We start from the raw sequence: 15,942 nt of genomic DNA on the forward strand, positions 1-15,942 counted from the left end.
AAGCCTTGCAATTTGCAAGGCTTTTTTTTAGTTATTACTATACTTCTGTATAGATTCTCTTATATGTTCTATTCTATTATCTGGATCGGGATGCGAACTTTGAAACTCTGGAACTCTATTAGGTCCAGCGGCAGCTTTCAATATTTGCATTACACCAATCATTTCTTCAGGGTTGTAACCTGCTTTAATCATAAACTTAACTCCAAGATCATCACTTTCTAATTCATCGCCACGACCATTTTTAAGTAATGTTCCGTTTCCTATTTGGGACACTAAGCCTCCCATATCTCCACCAACACTTCCTGCGGTACTTAAACCTTGCCATAACTCACTATTAGCAATACGTTCTGCTGAGTGTCTCCCTAAAACATGACCAATTTCGTGTCCTAGAACACCAGCAAGCTGATCTTCGTTTTTTAGTTGAGCAAATAAAGCATAAGTAATACAAATTTGCCCTCCCGGTAGTGCAAATGCATTAATGGTTCTTTGGTCTGCTAGTAAATGAAAATCGTATCGGTAAGGTGTGTCTTTAGCAATACTATTGTTTACTAGCTTATTACCCACATTGTCTACTAAAGTTTGATAGCTTTGATTTGGATGTAAACCGCCATGCTGTTGAGTCATTTGCCCAATACTAGCTAACCCCATTTTAATTTCTTCTTGAGGAGTCATAGAAATAGCTTGCCTTTTATTGGTATATGGATTGGTCTCCATTTTACTATAATGCTTTATTAAAAAAAACGCAGCTACAGCAACACCTATTAATAGTCTGCCTTTAAATCCTCTACTTTTTCTTCTCATAATTCGTTAGTTTAATTCTTTAGAGCTTTCAATTTACAAAAGTTCTGGGTTAATGTCTAAAATATTTTGTGAGATATAATCATTTATAAAACGATCTGTAAAGGCCTTACTACCTTCTAGTTTATCATTTTTAAGAATGGTTTTTATATCTAGAGATTTGTATTGTTTTAGGTAAGATTGTGAAAGTGGTTTGTAAGTATAATGCCATGGTTCGTATTTAAAGCCTTTTCTATTAGCACGGTTAGTATATACTAAATAGAAGCCATATTTTGTAGCATTAACATCCATCCACTCTTTTAGTTTACAAAAAGGGCCTAAGTTATTAAAATGTTTAGGGTTTAAAAGAGTATTAGGTTGTTTTACATTGGCATCTACAATATCTAAATCGGTTCCCCAATGATGTCTTGAAGTTCCTGGTATTGTAGAGTATTCAATTATTTTTTTTATGCTTTGTGGCGCTGTTAATCCTTGATTTATGTAACGATTATATTTACGTTTCCATATTCGTTTTTGATGGTCGAAATTACGATAACTCGAAACTACTTGTATATTTATACCTTCTTTTAAAGCAGCAGCTTTTAATTTTAAAAATGCTAAATGAGCTTCTTTTCTTAGTTTATATCCATTACCATATAGTTTAGGAGATCCTTTTCCCATTAATTCTTGGGTAGACAATTCCTGTTGAGAAAATATTAGTTGAGGTATTAGAATAAAAGCTAATAAACATAAACCTAAGAAGTATTGTAATGTAGACCGTTTCATGGAATTGTATGTAATAGAGATTATAGATTTTTATACATTACAAAATGTGTTCCAACCTGTGGAATTTTAAAAGAATCTCCAATAATTATATAACCATTTTTTTTGTAAAAAGAAGTTGCAACTTCACGAGCATTAAACCAAATAAGGGTTGCATTTTTTCTTTTTAGTAAAGCTTCTCCATAGGTTATTAGCTGTTCTCCTAGTCTTTTGCCTTGATGTATTTTTAGTACAGCCATACCTCTTAATTGATAGGGGTTAGTTGTGTTAAAAAGAGGGTTTTCTTGTTTTAAAAAAGTAGCAACGCCTGCTAATTTATTGTTAAAGTATAATCCTAAATGTATTGTGGATTCTAAATCGTCTCCACTAAATTTGCAGTCTTTAATAGGGCGACCAGATCTTAAAACAGGATGTCTTACAGGATATGTTTCTGTAGATGAAATTTGTTTAATAGTAATTTTTGGAGCTTCAATTTTATACAATTTTGCGGGCATACCATCATAATTATCTTCATGTATAAACTGTAAATCACATTTTTCAAGAACTTTATGAGAAGCCAAATTATCTACATGCGCATGGGCATAAATTGTTTTTAATTTAAGAGAGTTAAAGCCATAATGTATTGCGGCTTTTGCACTTTCTGTTGCATAACCTTTGCCCCAATGTTTTTTGTAAAAACGATAACCTACTTCAACAAAAGTACCATCAATAGTGCTTTCTGGGTGGTATTTTAATCCGCACCAACCTAAAAACTCATGTGTAGCTTTGTTGCAAACTGCCCAGCGCCCCATATTATGTAATTTATATTGGTTGTAATTAGATAGAAATACTCTTGCTTCAGCTTCCGAAGAAAAAGCTTTATCACCAGTATATTTTATAACAGCATCGTCTAAATTCATGTTGTAAAAATGAATGGCGTCATCAAGAGAAAATTCACGAAGATAAAGTCTTTTTGTTTGTGTTATGATTTTCATAAAGGAATAAGCTATCCTTCAAAATTAATTAAATTTGTTAAAAAATATACGGAAATGCCTTTTACGTTTAAAATTATTAATCCATCCGAAATTAATTCGATTATACCATTAATCCAAAAATTAACTAATAACGCTAATAGCGAAGCCATTTTAAAAGAACGTTTTGCCGAAATGGTGACTCAAAATTATGAGTGTGCAGGTGTTTTTGATGATGGTAATTTAATAGGTATATCTGGTATGTGGTTTCAAACACGTCATTATGCTGGCAAATCTATGGAAGTAGACCATGTGTATATAGATGATAATTATCGTGGTAAAGGTTTAGGAAAGCAATTTTTTAAATGGTTATATGATTATGCAAAAAGTAAAGGCTGTAATACTTCAGAATTAAATACTTATGTACAAAATTATCCTTCTCATAAATTTTATTATAACGAAGGTTACGAGATTTATGGATATCACTTTTATAAAACCCTTTAATATTACAGAAATTACTTTTTAGAACATGTCTAGTTGTGTTTAGAACATTGTTGTTCTTGCTGGGAGTTATTCAAGTTACTTTTGCTTTAACTTAATCCTACATGAACATGAAACAACAACTACTTTATTTATTATTTTTTTCTAATTTTTTATATGTGTCAGCACAAGTTTTTCCTGATACCTCTTGGGAGTTTCAAGGAGCACATGCAACAAATGGAACTACATTATTTACAACAGTTGGAGCTACTTCTCCAGGTCCTAATCCTGCTGGGTTAGATACAGCTGTACTACCTACTGTTACTGGAAGGTTATCTGCTCCAGTACTTATTGATTTAGATGGAGACAATGATTTAGATATGGTCTCTGGAAGCCAAGACTCTAGCGGGAGATTATATTATTTTGAAAATACAGGAACACCTACTGCTCCAAATTGGGTGCAAACGGCATTGCCAACATTAGATGCTGTAGGTTTTGCACCAGGTGGAAATAATGAGACTAAATGTCAATTTATAGATATAGATGATGATGGAGATTACGATTTATTTTATGGGTCTAAGGTTGATGTTAATGGGGCTAACTTTAACGATATACATTATTACGAGAACACGGGGACTGCAACGACTCCTAATTTTGTAGCATCAACCATTTCAGGTATTGCAAACCAAAATGTAGCTAACTTTCCTAGTTTTGGTTTTGTGGATTTAGATAATGATATGGATTTTGATATGGTAACGATGGGAAGCGACTCGCTTGCCTATTTTAAAAATACAGGAACTAAATCTGCTCCAGTTTTTGAGCGCAAATTTCATTTAGAAAACCCATGGGATATGGATGCTGGAACTGGTATTCTAGATAGAAATTGGCCGCATGGAGATGTTTTAACAACAGTGCCAAACTTTATTGATGTTGATGCAGATGGAGATTACGATATGTGTTTTGGAAGAGATGGAGGTATGTTTTCTTGGATAGAAAATATTGGGACGGTTAGTACTCCAGATTTTGGAACTTATAATTTGCAAAATTTTACTGGAGATTTAGGTCTTGCAGACGCAGGTCAATTTTCTTCAATAGCTTTTGGAGATGTAGATGGAGATACCGTTATAGATGCAATAGTTGGTAGTTTTAACCCAGGGTACTTTGCTTGGTTTAAGGGGGTTGGTTCTACACTAGGAATAGAACAAGAGACAATTGTAGAAAGTAATATTAAAGTAAGTCCAAACCCAGCAAAAGATAACATTCAGTTAAATTTAGGAAATAACAACTATACTAATGCAACACTAGAACTCTATAGCATAACTGGGCAATTATTAGACCGTAAAATATATAAAGAGTTTTCTAACCATTTGGAGTTAGATGTAAGTAACAAACAATCCGGATTATATATATTAAAAATAAGTATAGATAACAATGTAGCTATTATCAAGAAAATAACCATTAGGTAGTTAATTTGAAATCTCCCATCAAATTATTATATCTTAGAGTTAAGGTTTGGCTAATTAATTAGTCAAACCTTTTTTTATAAATACCCATACATTACTTTTATAACCACTTATTAATAATAGATCAAAAAAACTTAACGTCAATGCTAGATCTTAAAAAAATAGTACTCTTTTACTTTTTAGTATACAGCTGTTTACTGTTCTCTCAAGAAAAAAATACAAAACAAACACATAAAATAGATAGTATAACTCAACTTATAGAAAAGACAAATAATAGAGATACTATTAACTATTATTTAAAACTTAAAAAAGAGATTGCAATTAAAGCTAATGATAAAAAACTATTAGCAGACGTTCTTTATACTCTAGGAAAAGATAGCAATTATGGAGAAAATGAAGCAGTACTTAATTTACAAGAGGCTATAGAGCTATACAAAACATTAAAAGATACAGCTACAGTTAGTAAAGTATATATAGTATTAGCAAGAACATATCAATCACAAAGTAAGTACGATGAAGCTTTTAGTTGCACAAATAAGTCTTTAAATCTAGCGCAAAAAATAAACGATAAAGAACTTATAATAAATGCCTATTCTTTTAGAGCTAATATTTACGGTAATTTTTCACAAACAGATAACGCTATCAAAGATTTAAATAAAGCTCAAAAAATAGCAATGCAATATAAAGATGGCGAAAAATTAATTCCTATAATACAAAGTAAAAGTTTCCTCTATTATTCTAAAGGCTATTACCAAAAAAGTATTGCAGCAGTAAAAGAAATGTTGTCCTTTTTTAAGGAGAAAAATAACCTTAGAAGTCAAGTAGTTTGGCGTAATAATTTAGGAATGATTTATGCGAGCTGTAATTGTATGTCTATAAAAGAGCAAAAGGAGAATATGCATAACTCTATAGCTTTAGCCAATACTATTAATTTTAACTATGGAAAAGCCTATGCTTCGGTACATTTAGCAAGAGCTTTAATGAAAGAAAATAATATGGATAGTGCCTATTATTATTATTTAAACATAGCTAACAAAAAATTACCTAAAAAGATAAACCCAAGTTTTACAGGATATTTAAACCAAACTAAAGGAGATTATTGGGCAAATATAAATAACAAGACAAATGCAATTAAATATTATGAAAAAGCATATCAAGTTTGGGATAAACTAAATAAGTTAAAAGACAAACAATATGTTTCTTTAAATTTAGCTAATTTCTATAAAGACCTAAATAATAATGAAAAAGCATTTAAGTATATGAATACTTACACTGTAACCAAAGATTCATTAGTTAATAAAAGAAAAATTGAAAAAGAAAAAGAACTAGAGTTAACATACGAATTCGATAGAAAACAATATAGAGATAGTATTCAAAAAGCTGAAGATATAAGAGTTTTAGCGCTACAGCATGAAAACAAATTACAGCAAGAAAAACACATGCAACATATTTTGTTATTTCTATTTGGGATAGCATTAATACTAGGAGGATTTGCTTATTACGAATACCAAAAAAAGAAAAAACATACAGTAGTATTAAATGAGAAAAATAAAATTATAGAAAAAGCTCTTCATGAAAAACAACTGCTGTTAAAGGAGGTACACCATAGAGTAAAAAATAACTTTCAAATTGTTTCAAGCCTATTAGAATTACAAACAAAAGAAATTGAAGATGAAAAAGCCTTAACACTTGCAAACGAAGGTAAGAATAGAGTGAAATCTATGGCGTTAATTCACCAGAAATTATACCAAAACGAAACAGGGCTTATAGATTTTGATGAGTATATAAAACTATTGGTGAATGAATTGACAATATTATACAGCTCTGATAAAAAAATAAATACAGAAGTACAAGCTAATAATATTCATTTTGATGTAGATACAGCAATACCTTTAGGCTTAATTGTAAATGAATTAATTACTAATGCTTACAAGTATGCTTTCGATACTGAAAAAGAAAATAAATTGAAAGTTTCAATAGATAAGTTAAATGAAAGAGAATATAAATTAGTCGTATCAGACAACGGAAAGGGATTAGACAGTTCTATAGATGTTACTAAAATGAAAAGCTTGGGATTACGTTTAGTAAAACGATTAACAAAACAACTACACGGTAGTTTAAAACTATTAAACGACGAAGGCGCAAGATTTGAAATAATTTTTAAAGATACAGAAACCAGGGCACTGGTAGATTGATAAGCAAAGCAACATAAAACTAATGAGTGCAATTAAAATTTTAGTAGTAGAAGACGAAATAATAATAGCAGATAACATTTGCGATACTTTAGATACTTTAGGATATCAAACATTAGAGCCAGCTATTAATTATACTGAAGCGTTGCAAGCTATAGAAAAAGAGAAACCAGATATAGCCATTTTAGATATTCAATTATCTGGAAAGCGAACAGGTATAGATTTAGCCGAAAAAATAAGACAGGACTACGATTTTCCCTTTATATTTTTAACCTCTAATGCAGACCCTATAACTGTAGGGGAAGCAAAAAAAGTAATGCCGCCTGCCTATTTAATAAAACCATTTACTAAAGAAGAATTATACACCTCTATAGAGATAGCATTACATAATTATTCTAAAAAAATAGGAGAAGTAGCAGGAAGCGATTTAATAATTAAAGATGCTTTTTTTATCAAAGAAAAAAATCTTTTTGTAAAACTAAAATTCGAAGATATTCTGTATTTAAAAAGTGAGCACGTATATACCGAAATCGAATTAGAAGATGGTAAAAAATATGTTATTCGTGGAAGTTTAAATTATATAATAACAAAATTAAACGAAAAATTTATTAGAGTTCATCGCAGTTATATTATTAATCTAGACCACTTAAAGCAAATAGACTATAATATGATTGTAGTAGGAAAAGAAAACATACCTATTGGCAAAAAATATAAAGAAGAACTTATGACTAAAATTAATTTGGTTTAATGTAATAATTAAAAGAAATGCTTTGGTGTTGAAAATGAGTAGGTTATTTTTTAGATTTTAAAGTAGTTTAAAATACTTCAATTTTTATTGATAAAAAGTTTTGAGAATTAAGATTTATGTGTAAATTTGCATCCGGAAATGCGAGAGTAGCTCAGTTGGTAGAGCGTCAGCCTTCCAAGCTGAATGTCGCCGGTTCGAACCCGGTCTCTCGCTCTAAAAAAGCTTCATTTATTAAATGAAGCTTTTTTTATACATATTATTTTAGCTTTTTTAAAAGGTTAGTGTATCTACTTTAATTCATTCAAATACGTGCCAGACTCTATTTCGTAAGCCTCAGAATTGTATTCAAAAATACGAGCATGTAATACGCCACATAATTGTATAGTGTTACCTTTAACTTCTAACCAACTTCCTTCCCTCAAGCCAATAACAGGTTGTGTATTAAATTTGTGAAACTCTTTAATTCTAGTTTCTCTGGTTTCGCCCATATGCTTGCTATTAATATCAGGATCTAAGTAATGCGGATTTATATTAAAAGGCACAAAACCTAGTGTTTTAAAGCTAGGAGGGTATACAATAGGCATGTCGTTTGTAGTATTCATAGTTAAACCACAAATATTACTTCCTGCACTAGTACCTAAATAAGGAGTGCCATTATCTACAGCCTGTTTTAAAGCATTTAAACAATTGTTTTTGTATAATTGATTAACCAGTACAAAAGTATTACCGCCACCAACATAAATGCCTTTTGCTTGTTTGATTGCTTCAATAGGGTTTTCAAATTCATGGATACCAACAACAGATTTGCCTATATTTTTAAAAGCATTTTGTATTTTACTAGTATAATCATCATGAGAGATACCGCTAGGTCTAGCATATGGAATAAAAAGAATATTGTCGGTTTCCTTAAATAAAGACGCTAAAGTCTCCATAATATAGTCTAAAGGTTTGCCGTTGTATACCGTAGAAGTACTTGCAATAATTAAATGTCTCATGCATTAAGTGTTTCAAAAGAGTGTAATATAAAAAATAAGTATAAGTAATACTTAATTGTAATTGTTGTAAATTTATAGAAACGGATGTTTTAACAAAAGTTTAAATCTGTTTTTAATTTTAATTAAGATTATTAAACCGAACTTTATAGTGTGATATTTTTTATAAATAAATTTCACAAAAGTATATTTTAAAAAGAGACTAACTTCATGAAAAAATATGTAATAATAACTATTTTACTGTTGTCGTTAACAACACTATTTTCTCAAAATATAGAAAGAGTAGAAGTTAATGGTACAGTAGTCGTAAAATCAGAAGATTTAGAAGGCGTAACCATATACAATACATCATCCAATAAAGGAACTATAACAGATATAGCTGGGAAATTTAAAATTAAAGTAACTTTAAATGATGAAATTGAAATCTCAGCATTGCAATTTAGTCCAACTAAAATAACAATAACAAAAGAAATATTAGAAGCAAAAGAATTAAAGGTTTTCCTTGCCGAACGTATTAATAATTTAGATGAAGTAGTTGTATTGCAAAATGATTTAACAGGTATTCTAGAATCAGATGTAGAAAATGTAAAACTTGTAGAATATGTAGATTTTGGATTTGGAAGCTTTAACGATTACGATATGTCTGCAGATTATAAAAGTGGAGTCGTTAATACAGCAATACGCCAACCCAACCTATATCAAATGAATTTTTTAGGAATAGTAAAATTGATAGTACCATCACTTTTTGAAGTAAAAAGTAGAGAGACAAAACGTGAGGTTACACAAGAGAGACTATCTAAATTATATGGAACAAAACTAGCAGAAGCATTTACACACTCTTATTACACAACAAATTATAATATCCCTGAAGACAAAGTAAATAGCTTTATAGCTTTTGTAGAAAAAGCAGGCTTTAACGCCGAACTTTTACAAGAAAAAAACGAGTTACGCTTAATAGAATATTTACAAGAAAAAAGTAAACAATATTTAAACCCTAAAAATTGAAACCCCTTAATATAATTGTTTGTTTTTTGCTGTTTTTAGGAGTAAGTTATGCCCAGACTACAGAAATAGCAGGTACAGTAACTGGAGGAGAAGGCGTAGATGGCATACATATTGTAAATAAATCTAGAAAAGAATATGCAACAACCAATAGTTCTGGAGAATTTAAAATTAATGCAGTTGTAAAAGATACACTAGTCATCTCTTCAATACAATATAAACTAGAAACCTTAATTATAACAGAACAAAACATAAACACTAAAACACTTACTATTACTTTAGAAACATTAATAAATGAACTAGATGAGGTAACAGTAGGTAAAGTGTTAACAGGTAACTTATTGGATGATATGGATAACCTAGGCGTAAAAAGAGATATTAATTTTTACGATGTAGGCATTCCAGGCTATAAAGGGGTGCGCAAAACTAAAAGCGAACGATTACTTCATGAAGCAGGAGAGTTTAAGCCCAAAATGCTTTGGGGAGTATTAATGGGAGGTTTACCATTAAATCCTATTATAAATGGCATTTCGGGAAGAACCAAAGAACTTAAGCAAAGAGTAAAACTCGAAGCTCAAGAAGAATTAATGTACACAATAAAAAGTAAACTATCTAAAGACTTTTTTAATAATAATCCATTAGAAGACAATCTAAAAATGGAATTTTTCTACTTCTGTTCAGAAGATGAGAAATTTACAGAAAGATGCTCTAAAAGTGATATAGAAACGTTAGCATACCTTGAAGAAAAGTATAAACAATACCAAGCCAATAGAAAAGTAAAAGAATAATCCTGTTTTTTTGGAATACTTTTTGAATCATTTCATTAGTTTTGAAACCCTAATATTACAATTGTCATTATGCATATAAAAAAACTTTTAATTCTTTTAATATTACCATTATTTGCCTTTACAACTGCACATAAATATTATGTAAGTGTAACACAGATAGATTATGTAAAAGAAAAACAAGCAATACAAGTTACCTCTAGGATATTTATAGACGATTTTGAACGATTATTACAAGAACGTTACGACGATAAAATAATATTAAATACAGGAAAAGACGAAAAACAAATAGACCTTTACATTGAAAAATACATAAAATCAAAGTTTAAAATTAAAGTTAATGGAGCAGTAGCAAACTATAAATTTTTAGGAAAAGAATACGAAGACGATATTATATATTGCTATATAGAAATAGAGAATGTAAACGAAGTAAAATCTTTTGAAGTAGAGAATAGAATACTCTTTGATCTCTTTAACGATCAAAAAAATATTGTTAGAACGTATATAAACTCAAAACACAAAACATTCGTATTAATTCCAGAAAACGATAAAGGTTTGTTAAACTTCTAATAAATATGATATTTAAATCTTAAAAATTGTTAATTTGAGCAACTATTTTATTTCAAAAAACAACAATTTTTAAAGATGACTAAATTTAAGTATTATTTTCTTTCACTTATGTTTGTTTCTTTTGGAGCATTCGCCCAACAAGAAAAGGAAGAAAATGCCGAAAAACAGCAAGGGCACACAAACAACAACAAGTTTAAACAGTTGTATGATGAGTTCTCAACGCCAAATATGTATCGTTCTGCATCAGGAGCACCAGGAGCAGCATATTACCAACAACAAGCAGATTACAAAATGGATCTTGAGCTTGATGATGTAAATGCAAAACTTTCTGGAAACGAGACAATTACTTATACCAATAACTCACCAGACGCATTAAAATATCTTTGGGTACAATTAGACCAAAATATGAGAGCAAAGGATTCTAAAACACCTTTAATTCAAGGTAGTGGAATTCCGCCAGCTCAACAAGCTTCTACTTTTGCAGGAACTTACATGACCGAAAAGTTTGATGGAGGATTTAACATTCAAGAAGTAAAAGACGCCAATGGGAAACCACTACCGCACATGATTAATAGAACAATGATGCGTGTAGAGTTACCAAAAGCCTTAAAAACAGGAGAGAAATTCTCTTTCTCAATTAAATGGTGGTACAATATTAACGATCACGTTAATGGAAGAGGCCGTTCAGGATATGAGTATTTCCCAGATTCAGATAACAGAAACTACGTTATAGCACAGTTTTACCCTAGAATGGCAGTGTATAATGATGTAGAAGGTTGGCAAAATTCTCAATTCTGGGGACGTGATGAGTTCGCTTTACCATTTGGAAATTTTGAAGTAAATATTACCGTACCTGCAGACCATATATTAGATGGAACAGGGAAGTTAATGAATAGAAAAGAAGTCTTCTCTAAAGAGATGATGAAACGTTATAACAAAGCAAAAAAATCATTTAATGAGCCCGTTGTAATTGTAAGTCAAAAAGAAGCAGAAAAGAAAGAAAAAACAAAATCTACAAAAAAGAAAACATGGAAGCTTTATGCAGAAAATGTGCGTGATTTTGGTTTTGCAACATCTAGAAAGTACATCTGGGATATGATGGCTGTTAAAATAGGAGGAAAAGATGTAATGGCAGTTTCTTTATACCCAAAAGAAGGAAACCCATTATGGGAAAAATGGTCTACTAAAGCAGTAGCAAGTACATTAAAATCATACTCACGTATGACGTTCGATTACCCTTACCATAAAGCAATTTCTGTTCACGCTAAGCAACAAGGAATGGAATATCCAATGATATGTTGGAATTATGGTCGTCCAGATAAAGAAGGAAACTACAGCGATAGAACAAAATTTGGAATGATGAGTGTAATTATACACGAAGTTGGACATAACTTCTTCCCAATGATTGTAAATAGCGATGAACGTCAATGGACATGGATGGACGAAGGATTAAACACTTTTGTACAGTATGTTGCAGAACAAGATTTTGGAAAGTGGTACCCAGATGCTTTATCTCCAGGGCAAACAGCATATCCATCACGTCGTGGCCCAGCAGCAAAAATTGTTAACTACATGGGAGGAGATCAAGATTTTATTGCTCCAATTATGACTAAAGGTTTAAATACTTACCAATTTGGTAACAATGCCTACGGTAAACCAGGAACAGCATTAAATATATTACGTGAAACTGTAATGGGGCCAGAATTATTTGATTATGCATTTAGAGAATATGCACAACGCTGGATGTTTAAGCACCCAACACCAGAAGATTTTTTCCGTACAATGGAAGACGCTTCAGCATTCGATTTAGATTGGTTCTGGAGAGGATGGTTCTACACTACAGATTACGTAGACATAGGAATAAAAGAAGTGAAAAAATATTATGTTTCTAGCGAGCCAACAGAGCAAATTAAGCAAATGGCAAAATCTAGAGGGATGAAATTGAGTGATTTACCGCCATTAGTATTTATGGTAGAAGAAGGAAGTGAAGAATATAAAGAAGAAATGAAAAAAGGAACGCTTTTAGACAATTCACCTTCACTTAAAGAATATGTAATGGATAACTTCACGCCAGCAGAAAGAGCAAAGTTAAAAGAACCTAAGTATTTCTACAATATAACATTCGAAAAACCAGGAGGATTAGTAATGCCAATTATAGTAGAATATACTTATGCTGACGGAACATCTAAAACAGAAAAGTACCCAGCACAAATATGGAGACTTAATGACAATGAAGTAAGTAAAGCAGTAGCATCAGATAAAGAAATTGTAAGTATTAAAGTAGACCCTAAATTAGAAACTGCAGACGTAGATACATCAAACAACTCTTGGCCGAAAGAAATGAAGCAAAGTAAATTTGATAAATTTAAAAATGAAGTAAAAAACTAAATTTTAGACATACTTTATTAAAATAGTAAAACCTACTCTAATTTAAGAGTAGGTTTTTTTATGGTTTAAACAGAAGTAAATCAATGGTTTATAATAACGAGGTTTTTTAAAAGGTTTAATGTCTTGAAAATCAATAATAGTGCGATTTTGCGTTATTAAATTGTTATTTTTTTTATTAAAAAAATGTCACTTTTAAAATATTTTTTACTTAACACTGAATTTATTACATTAGCGTTCGTTAAGAAACTAATCAAACAAAAATAATATGGAATCAATAATGATTTATGTGCCAATTATATTGGCAGTATTAGGTTTAATTTACATGCTTATTAAACGCTCTTGGGTAATGAAGCAGGATGCAGGAGATGGTAAGATGAAAGAAATTTCAGATCACATATACGTAGGAGCTCTTGCCTTCTTGAAAGCAGAATATAAACTACTTACATTTTTTGTGATAGGAGCAAGTATAGCTTTAGCGGGAGTAGCTACCGTAGTAGACTCTACAAGTTATCTAATTATAGTAGCATTTATTATTGGAGCTGTTTTTTCTGCAGTAGCAGGTAATATAGGAATGAGAATAGCAACGAAAACAAATGTAAGAACAACACAAGCTGCAAAAACAAGTTTACCTAAAGCATTAAATATCTCTTTTGGAGGAGGTACAGTAATGGGGTTAGGTGTTGCAGGTTTAGCAGTATTAGGTTTAACAGCTTTCTTTATACTATTCTACCAAATGTTTATGGGCGGAGAGTGGACAAATACTACAGACATGACACTAGTGTTAGAAACATTAGCAGGGTTCTCTCTTGGAGCAGAATCTATTGCTTTATTTGCGCGTGTAGGAGGAGGAATCTACACTAAAGCAGCAGATGTTGGAGCCGATTTAGTAGGTAAAGTAGAAGCAGGAATTCCAGAAGATGATCCAAGAAACCCAGCAACAATTGCAGATAACGTAGGAGATAACGTAGGAGATGTAGCAGGAATGGGAGCCGATTTATTTGGTTCGTACGTTGCAACAGTACTAGCAGCAATGGTTCTTGGTAACTACATTATAAAAGATATGGGAGGAGCCATAGAGGGTGCTTTTGGAGGAATTGGCCCAATTTTATTGCCAATGACAATTGCAGGAGTAGGAATTATAATCTCTATTATTGGTACTTTTTTAGTGAAAATATCATCTAACGATGCAAAAGAAGCACAAGTACAGAAGGCACTTAATATTGGAAACTGGACTTCTATAGCATTAGTTGCTATTGCTTGTTATGGCCTAGTTACATGGATGCTTCCAGAAACTATGAAAATGGAATTTTTTGGAGAAGGCTTACAAGATATTTCTTCTATGAGGGTGTTTTATGCAACACTAGTTGGGTTAGTAGTAGGAGCAGCGATTTCATCATTTACAGAATACTATACAGGATTAGGTAAAAAGCCTATTTTAAATATTGTACAACAATCTAGCACAGGAGCCGCAACAAATATTATAGCAGGTTTAGCAACAGGAATGATTTCTACATTCAGTTCCGTTTTATTATTTGCTATCGCCATTTGGGCTTCATATGCATTTGCAGGATTTTATGGAGTAGCTATGGCGGCATCAGCAATGATGGCAACAACAGCAATGCAATTAGCTATTGATGCTTTTGGACCTATAGCCGATAACGCAGGAGGTATTGCAGAAATGAGTGAGCAAGAACCAATTGTAAGAGAACGTACAGATATATTAGACTCAGTTGGGAATACAACAGCAGCAACAGGAAAAGGATTTGCTATTGCATCTGCAGCATTAACAGCATTAGCATTATTTGCAGCTTATGTAACCTTTACAGATATCGATGGAATAAACATTTTTAAAGCACCAGTATTAGCAATGCTTTTTGTTGGTGGTATGGTGCCAGTAGTATTCTCTGCATTAGCAATGAGTTCTGTAGGTAAAGCAGCTATGGAGATGGTAGAGGAAGTAAGACGACAGTTTAAAGAGATTCCTGGAATTATGGAAGGAACAGGAAAGCCAGAATACGATAAGTGTGTAGATATTTCTACTAAAGCCTCTTTAAAACAAATGCTATTACCAGGAATATTAACTATAGGTTTTCCTATTGTTATTGTTTTAATAGGAATTTTAATCTACCCAGAAAACCATAAGCTTGTTGCAGAGATGTTAGGAGGTTATATGGCAGGAGTTACCGTAAGTGGAGTGTTATGGGCTATTTTCCAAAACAATGCAGGAGGAGCTTGGGATAATGCTAAAAAGTCGTTTGAAGCTGGAGTAGAAATTAATGGAGAAATGACGTTTAAAGGATCGGATGCACACAAGGCCGCTGTTACGGGAGATACTGTAGGAGACCCTTTTAAAGATACATCAGGGCCATCTATGAATATTTTAATTAAACTAACCTGTTTAATTGGATTAGTAATAGCGCCTATTTTAGGAGGGCATACAGAAGAAGGTGTCGCAATGTTAGAAAATAATATAGATATTACACAAACGATTTCTGCTGAAATTAATGATGTTACAAAAAATGCAAAAGCAATTGTGACTACAGTAATTGTTGAAAATGGCGTTGAAAGTACTAAAAAAGAAGTTATAGAAGGGACTCTAGAAGACGTTAATAAGAAAATTGAAGCAATGAAAGGAGAAGGTGTACATGGTAAAAACCATTTTGAATTAGATAGCTCAAAAGGAGAAAAAAGAAAGACAGTAGAAATAATAGTGAAAGAATAATTTTTAGTTATTCGTTTATAAATATTCAATTCTTAAAAACCACGCTGAATAGGCGTGGTTTTTTGTATTAATTAGTCTTAGTTATATAAT

At 31.5% G+C, this 15,942-nt stretch carries 13 protein-coding genes and 1 tRNA gene; 10 read left to right on the forward strand and 4 right to left on the reverse strand.

Going from position 1 to position 15,942, the window contains the following annotated elements; translation table 11 throughout:
* Window positions 1–27: 27 nt before the first annotated feature.
* The 3 genes from ACVC08_RS09380 to ACVC08_RS09390 are packed head-to-tail and all read right to left on the reverse strand — an operon-like array spanning window position 28 to window position 2,534.
* A complete protein-coding gene (locus ACVC08_RS09380) occupies window positions 28–801 on the reverse strand; it encodes a M48 family metalloprotease (protein WP_452596686.1) in 774 nt (257 codons plus the stop codon).
* A 33-nt stretch (window positions 802–834) separates the two neighbouring features.
* On the reverse strand, window positions 835–1,563 hold the full coding sequence (locus ACVC08_RS09385) for a M15 family metallopeptidase (RefSeq protein ID WP_452601838.1): 729 nt from the start codon (window positions 1,561–1,563) through the stop codon (window positions 835–837).
* A gap of 20 nt (window positions 1,564–1,583) precedes the next feature.
* Window positions 1,584–2,534 (reverse strand): GNAT family N-acetyltransferase, encoded by a 951-nt coding sequence (locus tag ACVC08_RS09390; protein WP_452601839.1) that lies wholly within the window; start codon window positions 2,532–2,534, stop codon window positions 1,584–1,586.
* Between the two features lie 54 nt (window positions 2,535–2,588).
* On the opposite strand from ACVC08_RS09390, the gene ACVC08_RS09395 reads away from it, so the two are divergent.
* The 5 genes from ACVC08_RS09395 to ACVC08_RS09415 all read left to right on the forward strand — a co-directional run bounded on the left by ACVC08_RS09395 (window position 2,589) and on the right by ACVC08_RS09415 (window position 7,606).
* Entirely contained in the window at window positions 2,589–3,014 is a 426-nt protein-coding gene (locus tag ACVC08_RS09395; RefSeq protein WP_452596689.1) for a GNAT family N-acetyltransferase, read from the forward strand.
* 107 nt (window positions 3,015–3,121) lie between these two features.
* Window positions 3,122–4,456: a T9SS type A sorting domain-containing protein gene (locus ACVC08_RS09400; RefSeq protein WP_452601840.1), complete on the forward strand. Its 1,335-nt coding sequence runs from the start codon at window positions 3,122–3,124 to the stop codon at window positions 4,454–4,456.
* A gap of 140 nt (window positions 4,457–4,596) precedes the next feature.
* A complete protein-coding gene (locus ACVC08_RS09405; RefSeq protein ID WP_452601841.1) occupies window positions 4,597–6,648 on the forward strand; it encodes a tetratricopeptide repeat-containing sensor histidine kinase in 2,052 nt (683 codons plus the stop codon).
* 22 nt (window positions 6,649–6,670) lie between these two features.
* Window positions 6,671–7,393, forward strand: a complete 723-nt coding sequence (locus tag ACVC08_RS09410; protein ID WP_452598434.1) for a LytR/AlgR family response regulator transcription factor — start codon at window positions 6,671–6,673, stop codon at window positions 7,391–7,393.
* A gap of 140 nt (window positions 7,394–7,533) precedes the next feature.
* Window positions 7,534–7,606 (forward strand) — tRNA-Gly (locus ACVC08_RS09415).
* A gap of 74 nt (window positions 7,607–7,680) precedes the next feature.
* Here ACVC08_RS09415 and pepE read toward each other — a convergent pair.
* Window positions 7,681–8,388: a dipeptidase PepE gene (pepE, locus tag ACVC08_RS09420; protein WP_452601842.1), complete on the reverse strand. Its 708-nt coding sequence runs from the start codon at window positions 8,386–8,388 to the stop codon at window positions 7,681–7,683.
* A gap of 207 nt (window positions 8,389–8,595) precedes the next feature.
* On the opposite strand from pepE, the gene ACVC08_RS09425 reads away from it, so the two are divergent.
* The 5 genes from ACVC08_RS09425 to ACVC08_RS09445 all read left to right on the forward strand — a co-directional run bounded on the left by ACVC08_RS09425 (window position 8,596) and on the right by ACVC08_RS09445 (window position 15,852).
* On the forward strand, window positions 8,596–9,390 hold the full coding sequence (locus tag ACVC08_RS09425) for a carboxypeptidase-like regulatory domain-containing protein (RefSeq protein ID WP_452598436.1): 795 nt from the start codon (window positions 8,596–8,598) through the stop codon (window positions 9,388–9,390).
* On the forward strand, window positions 9,387–10,175 hold the full coding sequence (locus tag ACVC08_RS09430) for a carboxypeptidase-like regulatory domain-containing protein (protein ID WP_452598437.1): 789 nt from the start codon (window positions 9,387–9,389) through the stop codon (window positions 10,173–10,175). Before ACVC08_RS09425 ends, ACVC08_RS09430 begins: the two co-directional genes overlap by 4 nt.
* A 69-nt stretch (window positions 10,176–10,244) precedes the next feature.
* Window positions 10,245–10,742, forward strand: a complete 498-nt coding sequence (locus ACVC08_RS09435) for a DUF6702 family protein (RefSeq protein ID WP_452601843.1) — start codon at window positions 10,245–10,247, stop codon at window positions 10,740–10,742.
* Between the two features lie 75 nt (window positions 10,743–10,817).
* The gene (locus ACVC08_RS09440) at window positions 10,818–13,130 is read left to right on the forward strand and encodes a M1 family metallopeptidase (protein ID WP_452601844.1); all 2,313 of its coding nucleotides are present in this window, start codon (window positions 10,818–10,820) and stop codon (window positions 13,128–13,130) included.
* A gap of 265 nt (window positions 13,131–13,395) precedes the next feature.
* The gene (locus ACVC08_RS09445) at window positions 13,396–15,852 is read left to right on the forward strand and encodes a sodium-translocating pyrophosphatase (protein WP_452601845.1); all 2,457 of its coding nucleotides are present in this window, start codon (window positions 13,396–13,398) and stop codon (window positions 15,850–15,852) included.
* The last annotated feature ends 90 nt before the right edge of the window (window positions 15,853–15,942 follow it).

Source organism: Pontimicrobium sp. MEBiC06410 (assembly GCF_053601615.1).